General features: G+C 34.6%; 17 protein-coding genes. 10 read left to right on the forward strand and 7 right to left on the reverse strand.

From position 1 onward, the window contains the following. Positions 1 to 3: 3 nt before the first annotated feature. The 4 genes from B3L86_RS12995 to B3L86_RS13010 are packed head-to-tail and all read left to right on the forward strand — an operon-like array spanning position 4 to position 3,091. Positions 4 to 306, forward strand: coding sequence for a hypothetical protein (locus B3L86_RS12995; RefSeq protein WP_291120027.1), 303 nt, complete (start codon positions 4 to 6; stop codon positions 304 to 306). Further along, a complete protein-coding gene (locus B3L86_RS13000) occupies positions 293 to 1,135 on the forward strand; it encodes a DUF6671 family protein (RefSeq protein ID WP_291120033.1) in 843 nt (280 codons plus the stop codon). Before B3L86_RS12995 ends, B3L86_RS13000 begins: the two co-directional genes overlap by 14 nt. Beyond that, positions 1,098 to 2,129 (forward strand): L-threonylcarbamoyladenylate synthase, encoded by a 1,032-nt coding sequence (locus B3L86_RS13005; RefSeq protein WP_291120036.1) that lies wholly within the window; start codon positions 1,098 to 1,100, stop codon positions 2,127 to 2,129. Before B3L86_RS13000 ends, B3L86_RS13005 begins: the two co-directional genes overlap by 38 nt. Then, positions 2,129 to 3,091: a sodium-dependent bicarbonate transport family permease gene (locus tag B3L86_RS13010; RefSeq protein WP_291120039.1), complete on the forward strand. Its 963-nt coding sequence runs from the start codon at positions 2,129 to 2,131 to the stop codon at positions 3,089 to 3,091. Before B3L86_RS13005 ends, B3L86_RS13010 begins: the two co-directional genes overlap by 1 nt. On the opposite strand, the gene B3L86_RS13015 is transcribed toward B3L86_RS13010, so the two are convergent. From B3L86_RS13015 to htpG, 3 genes are all read right to left on the reverse strand, one after another. Then, positions 3,088 to 3,477: a DUF2721 domain-containing protein gene (locus tag B3L86_RS13015; protein WP_291120042.1), complete on the reverse strand. Its 390-nt coding sequence runs from the start codon at positions 3,475 to 3,477 to the stop codon at positions 3,088 to 3,090. The two genes, B3L86_RS13010 and B3L86_RS13015, sit on opposite strands and share 4 nt — an antisense overlap. Before the next feature lie 95 nt (positions 3,478 to 3,572). Beyond that, positions 3,573 to 4,133: a hypothetical protein gene (locus tag B3L86_RS13020; RefSeq protein ID WP_291120045.1), complete on the reverse strand. Its 561-nt coding sequence runs from the start codon at positions 4,131 to 4,133 to the stop codon at positions 3,573 to 3,575. Positions 4,134 to 4,274: 141 nt separating this feature from the next. Beyond that, positions 4,275 to 6,161, reverse strand: coding sequence for a molecular chaperone HtpG (gene htpG / locus B3L86_RS13025; RefSeq protein WP_291120047.1), 1,887 nt, complete (start codon positions 6,159 to 6,161; stop codon positions 4,275 to 4,277). A 164-nt stretch (positions 6,162 to 6,325) separates the two neighbouring features. On the opposite strand from htpG, the gene B3L86_RS13030 reads away from it, so the two are divergent. The 4 genes from B3L86_RS13030 (at position 6,326) to B3L86_RS13045 (ending at position 9,648) form a co-directional block, all read left to right on the forward strand. Then, a complete protein-coding gene (locus B3L86_RS13030; protein WP_291120050.1) occupies positions 6,326 to 6,796 on the forward strand; it encodes a lipocalin family protein in 471 nt (156 codons plus the stop codon). 24 nt (positions 6,797 to 6,820) lie between these two features. Then, a complete protein-coding gene (locus tag B3L86_RS13035; protein ID WP_291120053.1) occupies positions 6,821 to 7,516 on the forward strand; it encodes an OmpA family protein in 696 nt (231 codons plus the stop codon). A gap of 140 nt (positions 7,517 to 7,656) precedes the next feature. Further along, positions 7,657 to 8,328 carry a TetR family transcriptional regulator C-terminal domain-containing protein gene (locus tag B3L86_RS13040; protein WP_291120056.1) on the forward strand — a complete coding sequence of 224 codons (672 nt, stop codon included), beginning with the start codon at positions 7,657 to 7,659 and terminating at the stop codon, positions 8,326 to 8,328. Positions 8,329 to 8,334: 6 nt separating this feature from the next. Continuing rightward, positions 8,335 to 9,648 carry an ABC1 kinase family protein gene (locus B3L86_RS13045; RefSeq protein ID WP_291120066.1) on the forward strand — a complete coding sequence of 438 codons (1,314 nt, stop codon included), beginning with the start codon at positions 8,335 to 8,337 and terminating at the stop codon, positions 9,646 to 9,648. Positions 9,649 to 9,959: 311 nt separating this feature from the next. On the opposite strand, the gene B3L86_RS13050 is transcribed toward B3L86_RS13045, so the two are convergent. From B3L86_RS13050 to B3L86_RS13065, 4 genes are all read right to left on the reverse strand, one after another. Continuing rightward, positions 9,960 to 10,490, reverse strand: coding sequence for a hypothetical protein (locus B3L86_RS13050; protein ID WP_291120069.1), 531 nt, complete (start codon positions 10,488 to 10,490; stop codon positions 9,960 to 9,962). A gap of 127 nt (positions 10,491 to 10,617) precedes the next feature. Next, a complete protein-coding gene (locus B3L86_RS13055) occupies positions 10,618 to 11,199 on the reverse strand; it encodes a hypothetical protein (RefSeq protein WP_291120072.1) in 582 nt (193 codons plus the stop codon). A gap of 160 nt (positions 11,200 to 11,359) precedes the next feature. Beyond that, entirely contained in the window at positions 11,360 to 11,896 is a 537-nt protein-coding gene (locus B3L86_RS13060; RefSeq protein WP_291120075.1) for a DUF2199 domain-containing protein, read from the reverse strand. A 487-nt stretch (positions 11,897 to 12,383) separates the two neighbouring features. Beyond that, positions 12,384 to 12,521, reverse strand: a complete 138-nt coding sequence (locus B3L86_RS13065) for a hypothetical protein (RefSeq protein WP_291120078.1) — start codon at positions 12,519 to 12,521, stop codon at positions 12,384 to 12,386. Between the two features lie 30 nt (positions 12,522 to 12,551). On the opposite strand from B3L86_RS13065, the gene B3L86_RS13070 reads away from it, so the two are divergent. Continuing rightward, a complete protein-coding gene (locus tag B3L86_RS13070; protein ID WP_291120081.1) occupies positions 12,552 to 12,818 on the forward strand; it encodes a hypothetical protein in 267 nt (88 codons plus the stop codon). Positions 12,819 to 12,845: 27 nt separating this feature from the next. Next, positions 12,846 to 13,778 carry an ABC transporter ATP-binding protein gene (locus B3L86_RS13075; protein WP_291120083.1) on the forward strand — a complete coding sequence of 311 codons (933 nt, stop codon included), beginning with the start codon at positions 12,846 to 12,848 and terminating at the stop codon, positions 13,776 to 13,778. Positions 13,779 to 13,806 lie beyond the last annotated feature (28 nt).

The following is a 13,806-nucleotide window of genomic DNA, read 5'->3' on the forward strand; positions in this document are numbered from 1 at the left end:
ATAATGACAACAAATTTAACTTTCGACCTGATTGATGGATCCTTCAAATCTGCTGAGGCTAAGAGGATCTTATTTACTTTAATTAAGGATAAAATTAATTTTCATGAATTGGAAATGTTCAGTGCTTACGAAAAATATGGTATAGAATTACCGCATTCTAAGAAAAGAATTGTGGCATTAAAAGAAGCTCTAGTAAGCATAGATCGTTTGATAACAGAATCTGCAAAAGATGATTTAGACATTCAAATTTCCGGAGCAATTCAAATTATTTCTGTTGCAAAGAAAGAAACAAATGAAGTTTTTTGAAGGTAGAAAACTTATTATAGCCACCAAGCATCAGAAGGAAAAAGTTATTTCTCCGCTCATTGAAGAGCATTTGGGTTTAGAAGTTTTTGTGCCAAATGATTATGATACAGATAAGTTTGGCACATTTACAGGAGAAATTTCAAGACTGGATAATGCACTAGAAGCAGTACGCAATAAATGCCTTGAGGCTATGGATTATTATGGCTATGATTTGGGAATTGCATCTGAGGGTTCTTTTGGCCCACATCCTAGTATGTTTTTTGCACATGCCGATGATGAGTTAATAGTATTGATTGATAAAAAAAACAATCTTGAAGTTGTAGCCCGTGAATTAAGTATTGAAACTAATTTCAATGCAGAAAAAGTAACTACATTCTCTGAATTACTTGAGTTTGCTAAACAAGCAAATTTTCCTTCGCATGGTTTGATTCTAAAAGATTCTGAAAATGATTTTTCAAAAATAATTAAAGATATTTTGGATTGGGAACAATTAAAATTGAGTTATGAGTCACTCTCTGCACAGTCAGACGAAGTTTGGGTAGAAACGGATATGAGAGCTCATAGAAATCCGACACGAATGAAGATTATTGAGAAAGCAACACAAAAATTAGTAGCTAAGTTAGCAACGCTTTGTCCGAGTTGTCAAACACCTGGTTTTGATATCAATAAAGTTATTAAAGGCCTGCCATGTAAATGGTGTAAATATCCCACAGAATCTACTTTTGCTTTTCAGTATTCTTGTCAAAAATGTAAGCACACCATATTAGAAAAATATCCAAAAGGTAAACATTATGAGTCACCCGAGTTTTGCTACCACTGCAATCCCTAATAAGCGAGGGATAATAACAAAATCTGTCAAAAAAGCCGCTTTTTATATTAATAAAGGGGAGGTTGTTGCTATACCTACTGAAACAGTATATGGATTAGCGGCATCTATCTACAATGAAAATGCCATTAAAAAAATTTTCGAAATCAAGGAAAGACCTTTTTTTAATCCGCTTATCGTTCATGTTGATTCCATCGAATCTTTAGAAAAACTTGCGGTTTCTATACCTGAAAAAGCATATGTGTTGGCACAAAATTTTTGGCCTGGCCCTCTAACTATGATTTTTGAGAAGAGGAAATCAATTTCAGATTTAGTTACCGGAGGTAAAAATACTGTTGCGGTTAGAATGCCTAATCACAAGTTGACTTTAGAATTAATAAAAATGACTGATACCCCCTTAGCGGCACCAAGTGCTAATCCTTTTGGTTCTATTAGTCCTACTTCTGCTAAACATGTAGAAAAGTATTTTAAAAACAAACTAGATGTAATTCTTGATGGCGGTTCTTGTTCAAAAGGAATAGAGTCAACAATTATAGGTTTCAAAAATAATGAAGTTATAGTTTATCGTTTAGGGTCGCTCTCTTTGGAAAAGATAGAAACAGTAGTTGGAAAAGTAAAATTTGTAAAAAACTCTAACAAAAATCCAATAGCTCCTGGTATGTTAGATAAACATTACGCACCTAAAACACCAATGATTCTGTGTGAGAATCCTTTGCAAACAGCTTTCAATTTAATTGGTAAAAATATTGGAATAATTGTTTTTGATAAAAAAGATTTTTATTCTGATTACTTTGTTGAGGTTTTATCACCTAAAAGTAATTTAGAAGAAGCAGCAAAAAATCTTTATGCTGCTATGCATAAACTCGATGAAAAAGGTTTTGATCTATTGATAGCTGAAAAATTTCCAGATGTTGGTATAGGAAAAACTATCAATGATCGACTTACAAGGGCCTGCAAAAAAGAAACCAATTTTACACCTAATAACATATTTATTTAATGAATTTAGATTTATTACTTCAAAATTTAACCAATCCGGCTTTATTGTTTTTTGTATTAGGTATTTTAGCGGTAAAGTTTAAAAGCGATCTTCAAATACCGCCAAATTCTTCAAAATTTATTTCACTTTATCTCTTGTTTTCAATTGGTTTTAAAGGTGGACAAGAATTGGTTCACAGCGAGTTGAATCTTTCAATTTTTTGGGCGTTACTTTTTGGAGTTGTTATAGCTTCTATAATCCCATTATACACCTTTTTTATACTGAAAAGAAAACTTAGCACAGAAAATTCTGGAGCCATTGCGGCAGCTTATGGTTCCGTGAGTGCAGTAACATTTGTTACGGCTGTTTCTTTTTTAGAAATTCAAAACATTCTGTTCAGCGGGCATATGGTTGCTGTAATGGCATTGATGGAAGCACCGGCTATAATTATTGGTGTTATTTTAATTCGTTCATTTGGCACAAAAGAATCTTGCAACAGCTCTATGGGTTCCATAATCAAACATTCATTCACTAATGGAAGTGTATTTTTAATTTTAGGAAGCTTATTGATTGGTTTTTTGACAAGTGACAAAGAGGCCATGGGAATCAAACCTTTTACTACTGATATTTTTAAAGGCTTTTTAGCTATTTTTTTATTAGATATGGGAATTGTGTGCGGTAAAAAAATCAATGATTTTTTAAAGAGTGGATGGTTTACAGCCGTTTTTGCCGTTGTCATACCCTTGTTTAACGGATGCTTGGTAGCGTTACTCAGTCAATTTGTTACCAATGATGTGGGTGATAGATTTATGTTTGCTGTACTGGCGGCAAGTGCCTCTTATATCGCTGTGCCTGCTGCAATGAAAATGGCTGTTCCTAAAGCAAATCCCGGATTGTTCGTTCCAATGGCTTTGGCAGTTTCATTTCCTTTTAATATTACCTTGGGAATGCCAATTTATTTGGCAGTAATAAATTATTTTTAATCCACCAAATCCTTTAAATGTACTCGCAACGCTTTTACGGAAATACTAATTTCCCAAAATGAAATGCCTAACGAAATCAACAATGCCAATAAACTTCCTCCAAAAAGAATAATGCCAAGCAATTGGTATTCAAAAAATAAAACTAACATAGAAAAAACGGATAAAAACAAACTCAACACACCTGCCAATTGCATATAACGAATTAGTGTTAATCGTAAATTTAAATTTGAAATTTCAATCAAAATGCTTTTGTTCTCTTTTTCATCATAGGTCTTTTTTAAACCTCGCACAATTTGAGCAATGGTTAAAAAACGATTCGTATAAGCCAATAAAATCAAAGAGGTGGCAGAAAAGAGTAGGGCGGGTGTGTCAATGGTAAGGGTCATATGAAGGTTTCGGGTTTCGGGTTGCGAGTTCAAAGTTCGTGATTTCTTGAATACATTGATTAAAAGATTTCAGATTTGAACGTTTTTTCAAAACATTACTTGGGCCATTTGACTTCATAACCTTTAAATTCCTTTAAAGTAGGAATTGAAATCACCGTAAAAGGTTTTGAAAAAGTATCCCAGTTGTCGGCATTTGGTTTTAATTGACTAACAGATAATTTGCCGGATTTCAAGTTTAAATACCTGAAGGTTTGTGTGTCATTTTCTCGTATGGATTCTCCATAATACAGCAGTTCAAAATCATTTTCATTGTATTCAAAAAACCAATAATAATTAGTAGCGTCTTTCCTGAAAACCAAATTAAGACTGTTTTCACTAAAAGTAAAGGAATAACAAAGCAGATAATCATCAGAATTGGTTTTGTAAAAAATTATCTTCTCGGTTTTTATTTCATGCAAAATACCTTCGCTTCCCATCAGATGAACTTCAATTTGAATTGAGTCATAATCTGATGATGTTTCTTGGGTTAAATAGGCAATGTCTTCAATGCCATTTTCGTCAAAATCAGCTTTTACTACTTTTTCTAATGATATGCCATCTTGTGCACAACAAATGCCAAACCAAAAAAAACTTAAGATTGTAATAATACATCGCATGCTAAACTCTAATTACAATCTAATTACGTAAAATCTTATAATTTATTGCACAAAAAAAACCTGCAAGTTTGCACTCACAGGTCTTTCCTCTTTCCTCTTTCCTCTTTCCTCTTTCTTCTTTCTTCTATTTTCTATTCTCTCTTACTTAATCATCTCAAAACTTCGCTTCACAAAAGCCGTCAATTCCTCACCTTTCAACAATCCTTGAGAAATTTTTGCCAAATCCATCGCTTGTTTTACTAAATGTTCCTGAGCTGATTTGTCTTCTGTTGTAAGAATGGTTGTGGCTAAATTAGAATTCGTATTCACTACCAAATTATACATCTCCGGGAAGTTACCCATACCAAACATGCCGCCACCGCCGGATTGACTCATTTCTTTCATGCGTCGCATAAATTCCGGTTGTGTAATCATGAATGGTGCCGCATTGCTATCCATAGCTTCCAATTGAACCGTGTAGGTTGCTTTTGGTACCATTTCCTCTAAAACGGTTTTCAATTTGGTTGCTTCTTCTTCTGATAATTTTGAAATTTGTGTGTCTTCTTTTTGGATTAATTTGTCAATATGATCCGAATCGACACGAACAAACGTCAGGTTTTCATTATCCGATTCTAATTTTTGAATTAAATGTGAAACAATCGGACTGTCCAATAACAACACTTCATAACCTTTTTCTTTGGCAATGTCGATGTAGCCATGTTGTGCTTCTTTGTTGGAAGCATATAAAACCACCAATTTTCCGTTTTTGTCCGTTTGATTGGCGGATATTTTTTCTTTTAATTCGGTTAAAGTGTAATATTTCTCATCTACGCTTGGATATAATACAAAATCGCCTGCTTTTTCATAGAATTTAGCTTCCGAAAGCATTCCGTATTCCAAAACGATTTTGATGTCATTCCATTTTTGTTCAAAATCTTCACGGTTTTCGTTGAATAACGATTTTAATTTATCCGCTACTTTTCTGGTAATGTAATTCGAAATCTTTTTCACATTGCCATCCGATTGCAAATACGAACGCGAAACATTCAACGGAATATCCGGCGAATCAATCACTCCGCGTAACATCACTAAAAATTCAGGAACAATTCCTTCTACATTATCGGTTACATAAACCTGATTTTGGTACAATTGAATTTTGTCTTTTTGAATTTGTAAATCCGCAGACATTTTTGGGAAATATAAAATTCCGGTCAAATTAAACGGATAATCCACGTTCAAATGTATGCTGAACAACGGATCTTCAAATTGCATGGGATATAATTCTCTGTAAAATTCTTTATAATCCTCATCTTTCAATTCCGTTGGAGCTTTTGTCCAGGCCGGAGTTGGGTTATTGATGATGTTATCTACTTCAATTTCTTCTGCTTTGTAATCTTCAGGAGCATCTTCCGGTTTTGGAAGTGTTTCTTTTTTGGTTCCAAATTTAATGGGCACCGGCATGAATTTGTTGTATTTTTTCAACAATTCACGGATTTTAAATTCTTCTAAAAATTCTAAAGAATCTTCAGCAATATGAAGGATGATTTCTGTTCCACGGTCAGTTTTATCGCTTGGAACTAACGTGAATTCAGGACTTCCGTCACACGTCCAATGAGCTGCCGGTTCGTCTTTAAACGATTTAGTAATGATTTCCACTTTGGAAGCCACCATAAAGGCAGAGTAGAAACCTAAACCAAAATGGCCGATGATTCCTGAGTCTTTTGCTGAATCTTTATATTTTTCTAAAAATTCTTCTGCACCAGAAAAAGCCACTTGGTTGATGTATTTTTCCACTTCTTCGGCGGTCATACCCAAACCTTGATCGATAATATGTAATTTTTTATTCTCCTTATCGATTTTTACTTCAATAATGGGATTGCCATATTCTACTTTGGCCTCACCAATGCTCGTTAAGTGTTTTAGTTTTAGTGTAGCATCTGTTGCATTGGACACTAACTCACGAAGAAAAATTTCGTGATCGCTGTATAAAAACTTTTTAATTAAAGGAAAGATGTTTTCTACAGAAACATTAATTTTTCCGGTTGTCATATGTATTTTATTTTAGTTAAACGTTTGTTATTTTCTATTGAGCAAAAGCGATACCAAAAATAAATTATGACAAAATGTCGTAAAATTATTCTATAATTATGTAACTTTATGATTCAATTTTGGTGTTATATTTGTAAGTCAAAATTTATAAAAATTTTAAAAACATGAAAAAAGTAATTATTTTAAGTATTTTAAGTGTTGTGATTTTCGCTTGTAAAACCAATACAGCTACAAAATTGGACAACAAGACAGAAGTGGCTATGAAAGGGAATTGGGTAGTTTCTTCAGTAAACTATCCCGGTTCTGAAGTTATCAAAGTTAATTCGTTTGATTTAGCAGATTCCCAATGTTTTGTGGGAAGTACTTGGAGATTTATTTCCAACAATAACAAAGGTGATATGGCTTTGACTAAAATGGGTTGTCCTGCTTTTAGTTCACCAATTACTTGGTTTGTTAATAAAGAAGGAAATTTTGTAATGAAAGTTCTAGACGCAGGAGAAAAAGCTAAAAGAGTGCGTGAAGGTTATGTACTCAAAGTGGCAAATGTATCTGAAAATGCATTTCAATTGGTTGACAGAATTAACGTTGGCGGAACAATTGCTGATGTGGTTTATCAATTTCAAAGAGTTAATTAATACTATAATTAAATATAAATTCATATGAAAAAATCAGTAAGCTTATTATTGACGGGAGTTTTTGCAGTTGCAAGTTTATCAACGGGTTGTGAGGCTGCAAAAAATACAAATAGAACACAACGAGGTGCCGGAATCGGTGCGGTTGCCGGTGCTGTTATTGGTGGTGTTTTAGGAAACAACTTAGGAAAAGGCGGAAATACTGCAGTAGGTGCCGTTATAGGCGGTGTTGTGGGTGGAGCCGTTGGGGGTTCTATTGGTAACAAAATGGACAAACAAGCTCGTGAAATTGAACAAGCGTTACCGGGTGCCGAAGTAAATAGAGTAGGAGAAGGGGTAGTATTGGTATTGGGTGAAAACTCTGTAAACTTTGAAACCAATAAATCAGTTTTGACCAATGTGGCAAAAGCTAATTTAGATAAAGTGGTGCCTGTTTTTCAAAGCTATCCTGATACGGATATTGTGATTTATGGGTATACAGACAGTACAGGAAGATTGGAGTTCAATCAAAAACTTTCTGAAGATAGAGCTGCTTCCGTTAGATCTTATTTGGTAAGCAAAGGATTAGCAACTTCTCGTTTCCAAACGAAAGGAATGGGACCAAACGACCCTATAGCAACAAATGAAACGGTTGAAGGTAGAAGCAAAAATCGTCGTGTTGAGTTTACCATCACGGCAAATGAAAAAATGATTAAAGATACCGAAGCAGAGTTAAAAAACTAAGAAGTATTTTTTGATATTCAAGACCATTGCGAAAGTAATGGTCTTTTTTTTTGAACGATTTTTAACAAATATTTGTTTAATTATTTTTGATAAAGATTAAACAAGTCAGTATCTTTGAATCGGATTTAAATAAATCTATTATGACCACAACCAAGAAAAGTACAACAAAGAAAAAAACAATCACTGACGATCACATTATCAGTGTTTTTATGGACAATGTGTTGCAGCACAATGCAGAGCCCAAAAACGTTTACCTGTTTTGCAAAGACAATAAAATTGATGAGAGTGACTTTTACGCTTTTTACGGTTCGCTAGAAGCCTTGAAGCAAGACATCTGGGTAAAATTCTTTGACAATGTCAAAGGAACCATTGAAGCCGACGAAAATTATTTGACCTATTCGAATAAAAATAAATTGCTCACCCTATATTTTTCTTTAATCGAAATACTGACACTTAACAGAAGTTATGTCATGTTTGCTTTGAAAGAAGAAAAAAATATGTTGAAAAATTTACAACAATTGAAAACTTTTAGAAACCATTTCAAAAGTTTTATCGTAGATATGATAGACACGCAAACTTCTGAAGAGGATTTTAAAGTTAATAAAATTGCAAAACCACTGTATGTAGAAGGTGCTTGGGTGGAGTTCTTATTTATATTGAAATTCTGGTTGGATGATACTTCCAAAGGATTTGAAAAAACAGATGTGATGATTGAAAAAGCGGTGAAAGCTACTTTTGATGTATTGAACACCACACCTTTGGATAGTTTAGTAGATTTGGGAAAATTTGTTTGGAAAGAAAAATTTAAATAAAAGCCATTGAAAACATTAGACAAAATACCGACCAACAAAATTGAAAGAGCCGGACAATTAGTAAAAACCGGTTTAAAAGTGGGCGGAAATTACATTGCTTACTATGGCGAAAAGGTGGTAAACCCATCGCTAACAAAAGATAAGTTAAATGAAAACAATGCAGAAGATATTTATGACGGACTAAAAAACCTGAAAGGGAGTGCGTTGAAAGTGGCTCAAATGCTTAGCATGGAAAAAAACATCATGCCTCGAGCCTATGTAGAGAAATTTTCACTAGCCCAATTTTCGGTGCCACCATTGAGTGCTCCGCTGGTTAGAAAAACATTTAAAAATTATTTGGGAAAATTTCCTGAACAACTATACGATTCGTTCACGCCTGATTCTATAAATGCGGCGAGTATCGGCCAGGTACACAAAGCAACCAAAGATGGGAAAAATTTAGCTGTGAAAATCCAATACCCGGGCGTGGCGGATAGTATTAGTTCAGACTTGGCAATTGTGAAACCTTTTGCAATTAAAATGTTCAACCTCCAAGGAAAAGACTCTGAGAAATATTTTAAGGAGGTTGAACATAAATTAATGGAAGAAACCGATTATGATTTGGAGTTAAAACAAGGAAAGTTTATTGCCGAAGCTTGTTCCACTATTCCAAATTTGCGTTTCCCCATTTATTACGAAGACCTGTCTTCAAAGAGAATTCTAACCATGGATTGGATGGAAGGCGAGCATTTGTCGGAGTTTACGGCCCACAATACCGATAGAGCAAAAGGAGATAAATTAGGTCAAGCCTTGTGGGATTTTTATATGTATCAAATGCACCATTTGCGTCAAGTGCATGCGGATCCGCATCCCGGTAATTTTTTAATAGACAAGGATGCCAATTTGATTGCGATTGATTTTGGTTGTATCAAGCAAGTTCCGGAAGAGTTTTATGTCCCTTATTTCGAATTGGCACGGCCTGAAGTAATTGGCAACCCAAAATTGTTCAATGAAAAGTTATTTGAATTGGAAATATTACGAAGCGACGATTCGCCTAAAGAGATTGCATATTTCACAGGCTTATTTCATCAGTTACTGAGCTTGTTTACAAAACCGTTTCACGGTGATTTCTTTGATTTTTCAGATGAAGAGTTCTTTGGAAACATTGCTAAAATGGGTGAAGAATTTTCAAAAGACACCCAATTGCGAAAAATGAACGGCAACAGAGGTTCAAAACATTTTTTATACATCAACAGAACGTTCTTTGGTTTGTATAATCTCCTGCACGATTTAAAAGCAAGAGTGAACACTAAAGACTTCGAGAAATATATTACTAACTAATGCCATACATTAGTTTTTAAATTAGTTTGTTTATTTATTGGTTAGGTTGATAAGAGCGACACTCCACGTTTGAGTTTTGTCGCTCTTATTCTTTTTAATTATTTTGTATTTAACGCCTCATTTTTTCTCCTTTAGCAACAAACTTTCTAATCTGCTTATGGAGTCCGAACACTTTTTATGTGCGTCAGGATATTTTACCGGAGTGAACACTTTTAATGCATTTTGATAACTACCAATAGCGTTCTAAAGATTCGTAAATTTGTTTTTACTAATTAAAGTAGTTTTGGTGCAGCCAAAACTACTTTTGATTACTACTTTTCATATATTCCAATTAAGTAAGTATCGAACCAACCATCTGGATGATGATAAAATCTTTGAGTACAATCTACACGAATTTGATTATTTGGAAGTATTTTTATGTCTTTGATAATAGGTGATCCATGTAGAAGTTGATATTCCTCATCATTCCCTACACTATAAATAAGCTGATTTTTATTTTTTCTATAAGTAATATAAGCATTATGACCTCTACTTAAATAAGTAATATCATAATCGTTGTATTCTGGATAAAATGAAGGTTTAGGGATGATAATTTCTAATAAATAATCGTTAGGTGCTTCTTTTACTCTCATTGCGGGGTGAAAATAAGTAGTGTAAAAATCTTCCAATTCAGTTTTAAAATCTGTTGTTGCCAAACCATCTAAATTTAGATCTAGTGCTGTGTCTGAAGTTAGGGAAACAAATTTATAGTTTCCCACTAGTTCACTTGTTTGTTCGGTGATTTTATCATTATTATCACACGATAAAAGTAATATAAGTGTAAATAAGATTAAATTTTTCATAATAAAGTGTATTAGTTAAAAGCGTTTAAACGCCCGCTTAAAACATTGTAATATTAAACCATGCAGAATCGAATTCTCATTAAACGAAACCCCCGCTTTTGCAAACCGGATTGTTCAGCGACGTATTTTATTTAATTTTGTTTTTTATATATGTTAAAATTTCGTTTTTCTTTTTCCAAAAACTGTAATATGGCTCTGTACCAATTTTTATACTACTTCCATCATGCAAATCAATTATAATTAATTCCTCTTTTTCATTTTCATAAATGTTTTTTACTTCTTTCCAAAATATTTTAGAAAACTTTTTTCCTGGCTTTTTAATAAACTCTTCACCAAAGTAATAATAATCATAATTATCTTTTTTCCAATTTATGAATGTAGTTACAATCAAAGTTAGAATAAAATAAATATAATCGATATCGTCCAATTCTTTTGTCTTAAGTGGGATATAATAAATAACTGAAAAAATTATTATCAATACAACAAAGGAGTATAAATATCTTAAAAACTGATTATTTTCATATTCTCTTATATAAAATTCAAATTTGTTATTTTCTAATTGTCTTTTAAAATTATTTGTTTCTTTTAAATTAATACATATTAAACCTATTGTTAGAAAACTATAAAAAACAAAAAAATACGGGATTACTATATAGTAGTTCGTAATAAAAATCGCTAGATAGATTAATGATAAAATTCTTAAAAGCATCTATATTAAATTATAATTATTAATTGAAAATTATCTCTGTAAATATTCTCTCCTAAGTTGTTGTTATATATTACCCAACTTTTCATCCCATTCAAAACAACCTATTCTAATTGATGTGAGAGGCTCTCCCTGTCAGTTTCTAGCAGGGCAGTCTACTCGATTACCCAACGTTTTTTATCATTTCCTTTATTCTATTTTCAGCTTCTGTTTTTAAAATTCCGTCGTAATAATCTCGAACAAATGGATGGTCAAAATCTTCGTGAGGAAAAATTTCAGGTCTGTTATTTCCGCTTTTTGTCATTACATCGCAAGGAATTAAAGATGTGTTTCCATATTCAGGAATATTGCTACATAACCAACCAAAATATCCAGTTTTGTGATTCGGATTATTATAATTTTCTTTATAATCTACATAGCTTTTTTCGCTTAATGAAACCCAAAGTCCATATTCCAGAGTTTCACAAGCGTCTTTTAGTTTTTGAGTAAGTGTTACTTTTATAAAACGGTCGATTTGGTCTGTGTAATGAATTTCGCAAAAGTCCGAATCCAGTTTTCCAAGTTCCGTTTTTTCTTTGTCAGACAGAAAGTCGTAATTCGCAGGTGATTTAAAGGTCAAAGCAGGCCATTCCAAATGGACTTGTCCACATTCAGAGCATTTAAATTCCGTTGATTTATTTTTCTTTTTATTCCAGAACATTGTTGGTTTAGTCAAATGTTGGGTAATCACTAAATATCCTCAAATATAACCAACTTTCCCCTCCCTTTCAAAAAATAACCAAGCTTTTTCCTATCTATATCCCTAAAAAACACAAATCAATAACGTTATAATCAATAAACTAAAGAATTAAATAATCTAAATAACCAAAAAACTAAAAGAACTAAAAAAATCAATAAACTAAAGAATCATAAACTTCCTAAAAACAAACAAAAAGTACCACATCAAAATAAAAATTCAAACAGTAATCCCGCAAAATGGTGAAGACAAAATTTAAGCTGCTGCATCTGAAAGAACAAATTCCTACTCAGTAGACAAAAACCCCTAACTCGCAACCCTTAAACGTCCGGTCATTCCGAGGGATGTCGAAGACGAAATTTTATCCCGCCGCGGTGGAAGGAACCTTCGGCGTAGCAGGCAACAACTCACAACACCAAAATCAATCCGCTTCCAAGCTCATTCAATTCGTTTACAAGCCCATCCAATTCGTTCCAAAGCCCAATCGATTCGCTTCCAAGCCCATTCGGTTCGCTCTAAAGCCTAATCGATTTGCTCCAAAGCCCATTCGATTCGCTCGCAAGCCTATCCAATTCGCTCCAAAGCCCAATCGATTCGCTCACAAGCCGATTCAATTCGTTTGCAAGCCCAATCGATTCGCTCCAAAGCCCATCCAATTCGCTCCAAAGCCCAATCGATTCGCTTCCAAGCCCATTCGATTCGCTCACAAGCCGATTCAATTCGCCACCAACCAAAATCTAAATCACCCCAACCACCTCAAAATCCCCCCAATCCGAAGCCAATAAAACAATACCTCACCAAAACCGACAGCCGACAACCGACAACACATAACAGACAACCGACAACAGAAACCAGACAACCGCCATCCAATCCAAAAAAACGTTAAATTTGCACCAAACCACACCAACAACACATGTTAAAAGTCAATAACGCCACATTCTCCTACCAAAAAGCACCCGTCATCAAACAAATCCGCTTTGAACTACCCAAAGCACAAAACCTCGCCATCATTGGAGAAAGCGGCTGCGGCAAAAGCACCCTCCTCAAACTCCTATACGGCCTCCACGACCTCGATAACGGAACCATCTTTTGGAAAGAAACACAAGTGCAAGGCCCAAAATTCCACCTCATCCCCGGAATGCCCTTCATGAAATACCTCGCACAAGACTTTGATTTAATGCCCTTCATCACCGTAGCCGAAAACGTCGGCAAATACCTCTCTAATTTCTACCCCGAAGAAAAAAAGCAACGCATCGCAGAGCTTCTCGAAATTGTAGAAATGACATCGTATGCCAACATAAAAGCAAAATACCTCAGCGGTGGCCAAATGCAACGTGTAGCCCTCGCAAGAGTACTAGCCCTGGAACCTGAAGTCCTCCTCCTCGACGAACCCTTCAGCCACATCGACAATTTCAGAAAAAACAGCCTTCGCCGAAAGCTATTTGCCTATTTAAAACAAAAAGAAATCACCACCATAGTCGCCACTCACGACAGCACTGACGTACTCTCTTTCGCCGATGAAGTCCTCGTCATGCAAAACGGTGCAGTCGCCACCACAGGTCAACCCAAAGACCTCTATAACAACCCAACCGATATATACACCGCCTCCCTCTTTGGGGATATAAACGAAATACCAGGAAAGTACTTCAAGGAAGAAAACACACAATTGCTTTACCCACACCAATTGCAAATCGTAGCAAACGCTCCTTTGAAAGTTACCGTAACCGCAGCCTACTTCAGAGGCAACCACTACCTCATCGAAGCCACATACCCCGACGGAACCCTCTATTTTGAAAATGACACACACCTAGCCGAAGGCACCACCATCCATTTATCCAAAAAATAAACCCCGAAATCTCTCGACTTCGGGGCTA

This window comes from Flavobacterium sp. UBA6135, assembly GCF_002428305.1.
In the GTDB taxonomy this organism is placed as follows: Bacteria; Bacteroidota; Bacteroidia; order Flavobacteriales; family Flavobacteriaceae; genus Flavobacterium.

Bases quoted from the DNA above. Each gene is read 5' to 3' on its own strand.
- B3L86_RS12995 (WP_291120027.1), top strand. From the start codon at position 4: ATGACAACAAATTTAACTTTCGACCTGATTGATGGATCCTTCAAATCT.
- B3L86_RS13000 (WP_291120033.1), top strand. From the start codon at position 293: ATGAAGTTTTTTGAAGGTAGAAAACTTATTATAGCCACCAAGCATCAG.
- B3L86_RS13005 (WP_291120036.1), top strand. From the start codon at position 1,098: ATGAGTCACCCGAGTTTTGCTACCACTGCAATCCCTAATAAGCGAGGG.
- B3L86_RS13010 (WP_291120039.1), top strand. From the start codon at position 2,129: ATGAATTTAGATTTATTACTTCAAAATTTAACCAATCCGGCTTTATTG.
- B3L86_RS13015 (WP_291120042.1), bottom strand. From the start codon at position 3,477: ATGACCCTTACCATTGACACACCCGCCCTACTCTTTTCTGCCACCTCT.
- B3L86_RS13020 (WP_291120045.1), bottom strand. From the start codon at position 4,133: ATGCGATGTATTATTACAATCTTAAGTTTTTTTTGGTTTGGCATTTGT.
- htpG (WP_291120047.1), bottom strand. From the start codon at position 6,161: ATGACAACCGGAAAAATTAATGTTTCTGTAGAAAACATCTTTCCTTTA.
- B3L86_RS13030 (WP_291120050.1), top strand. From the start codon at position 6,326: ATGAAAAAAGTAATTATTTTAAGTATTTTAAGTGTTGTGATTTTCGCT.
- B3L86_RS13035 (WP_291120053.1), top strand. From the start codon at position 6,821: ATGAAAAAATCAGTAAGCTTATTATTGACGGGAGTTTTTGCAGTTGCA.
- B3L86_RS13040 (WP_291120056.1), top strand. From the start codon at position 7,657: ATGACCACAACCAAGAAAAGTACAACAAAGAAAAAAACAATCACTGAC.
- B3L86_RS13050 (WP_291120069.1), bottom strand. From the start codon at position 10,490: ATGAAAAATTTAATCTTATTTACACTTATATTACTTTTATCGTGTGAT.
- B3L86_RS13055 (WP_291120072.1), bottom strand. From the start codon at position 11,199: ATGCTTTTAAGAATTTTATCATTAATCTATCTAGCGATTTTTATTACG.
- B3L86_RS13060 (WP_291120075.1), bottom strand. From the start codon at position 11,896: ATGTTCTGGAATAAAAAGAAAAATAAATCAACGGAATTTAAATGCTCT.
- B3L86_RS13075 (WP_291120083.1), top strand. From the start codon at position 12,846: ATGTTAAAAGTCAATAACGCCACATTCTCCTACCAAAAAGCACCCGTC.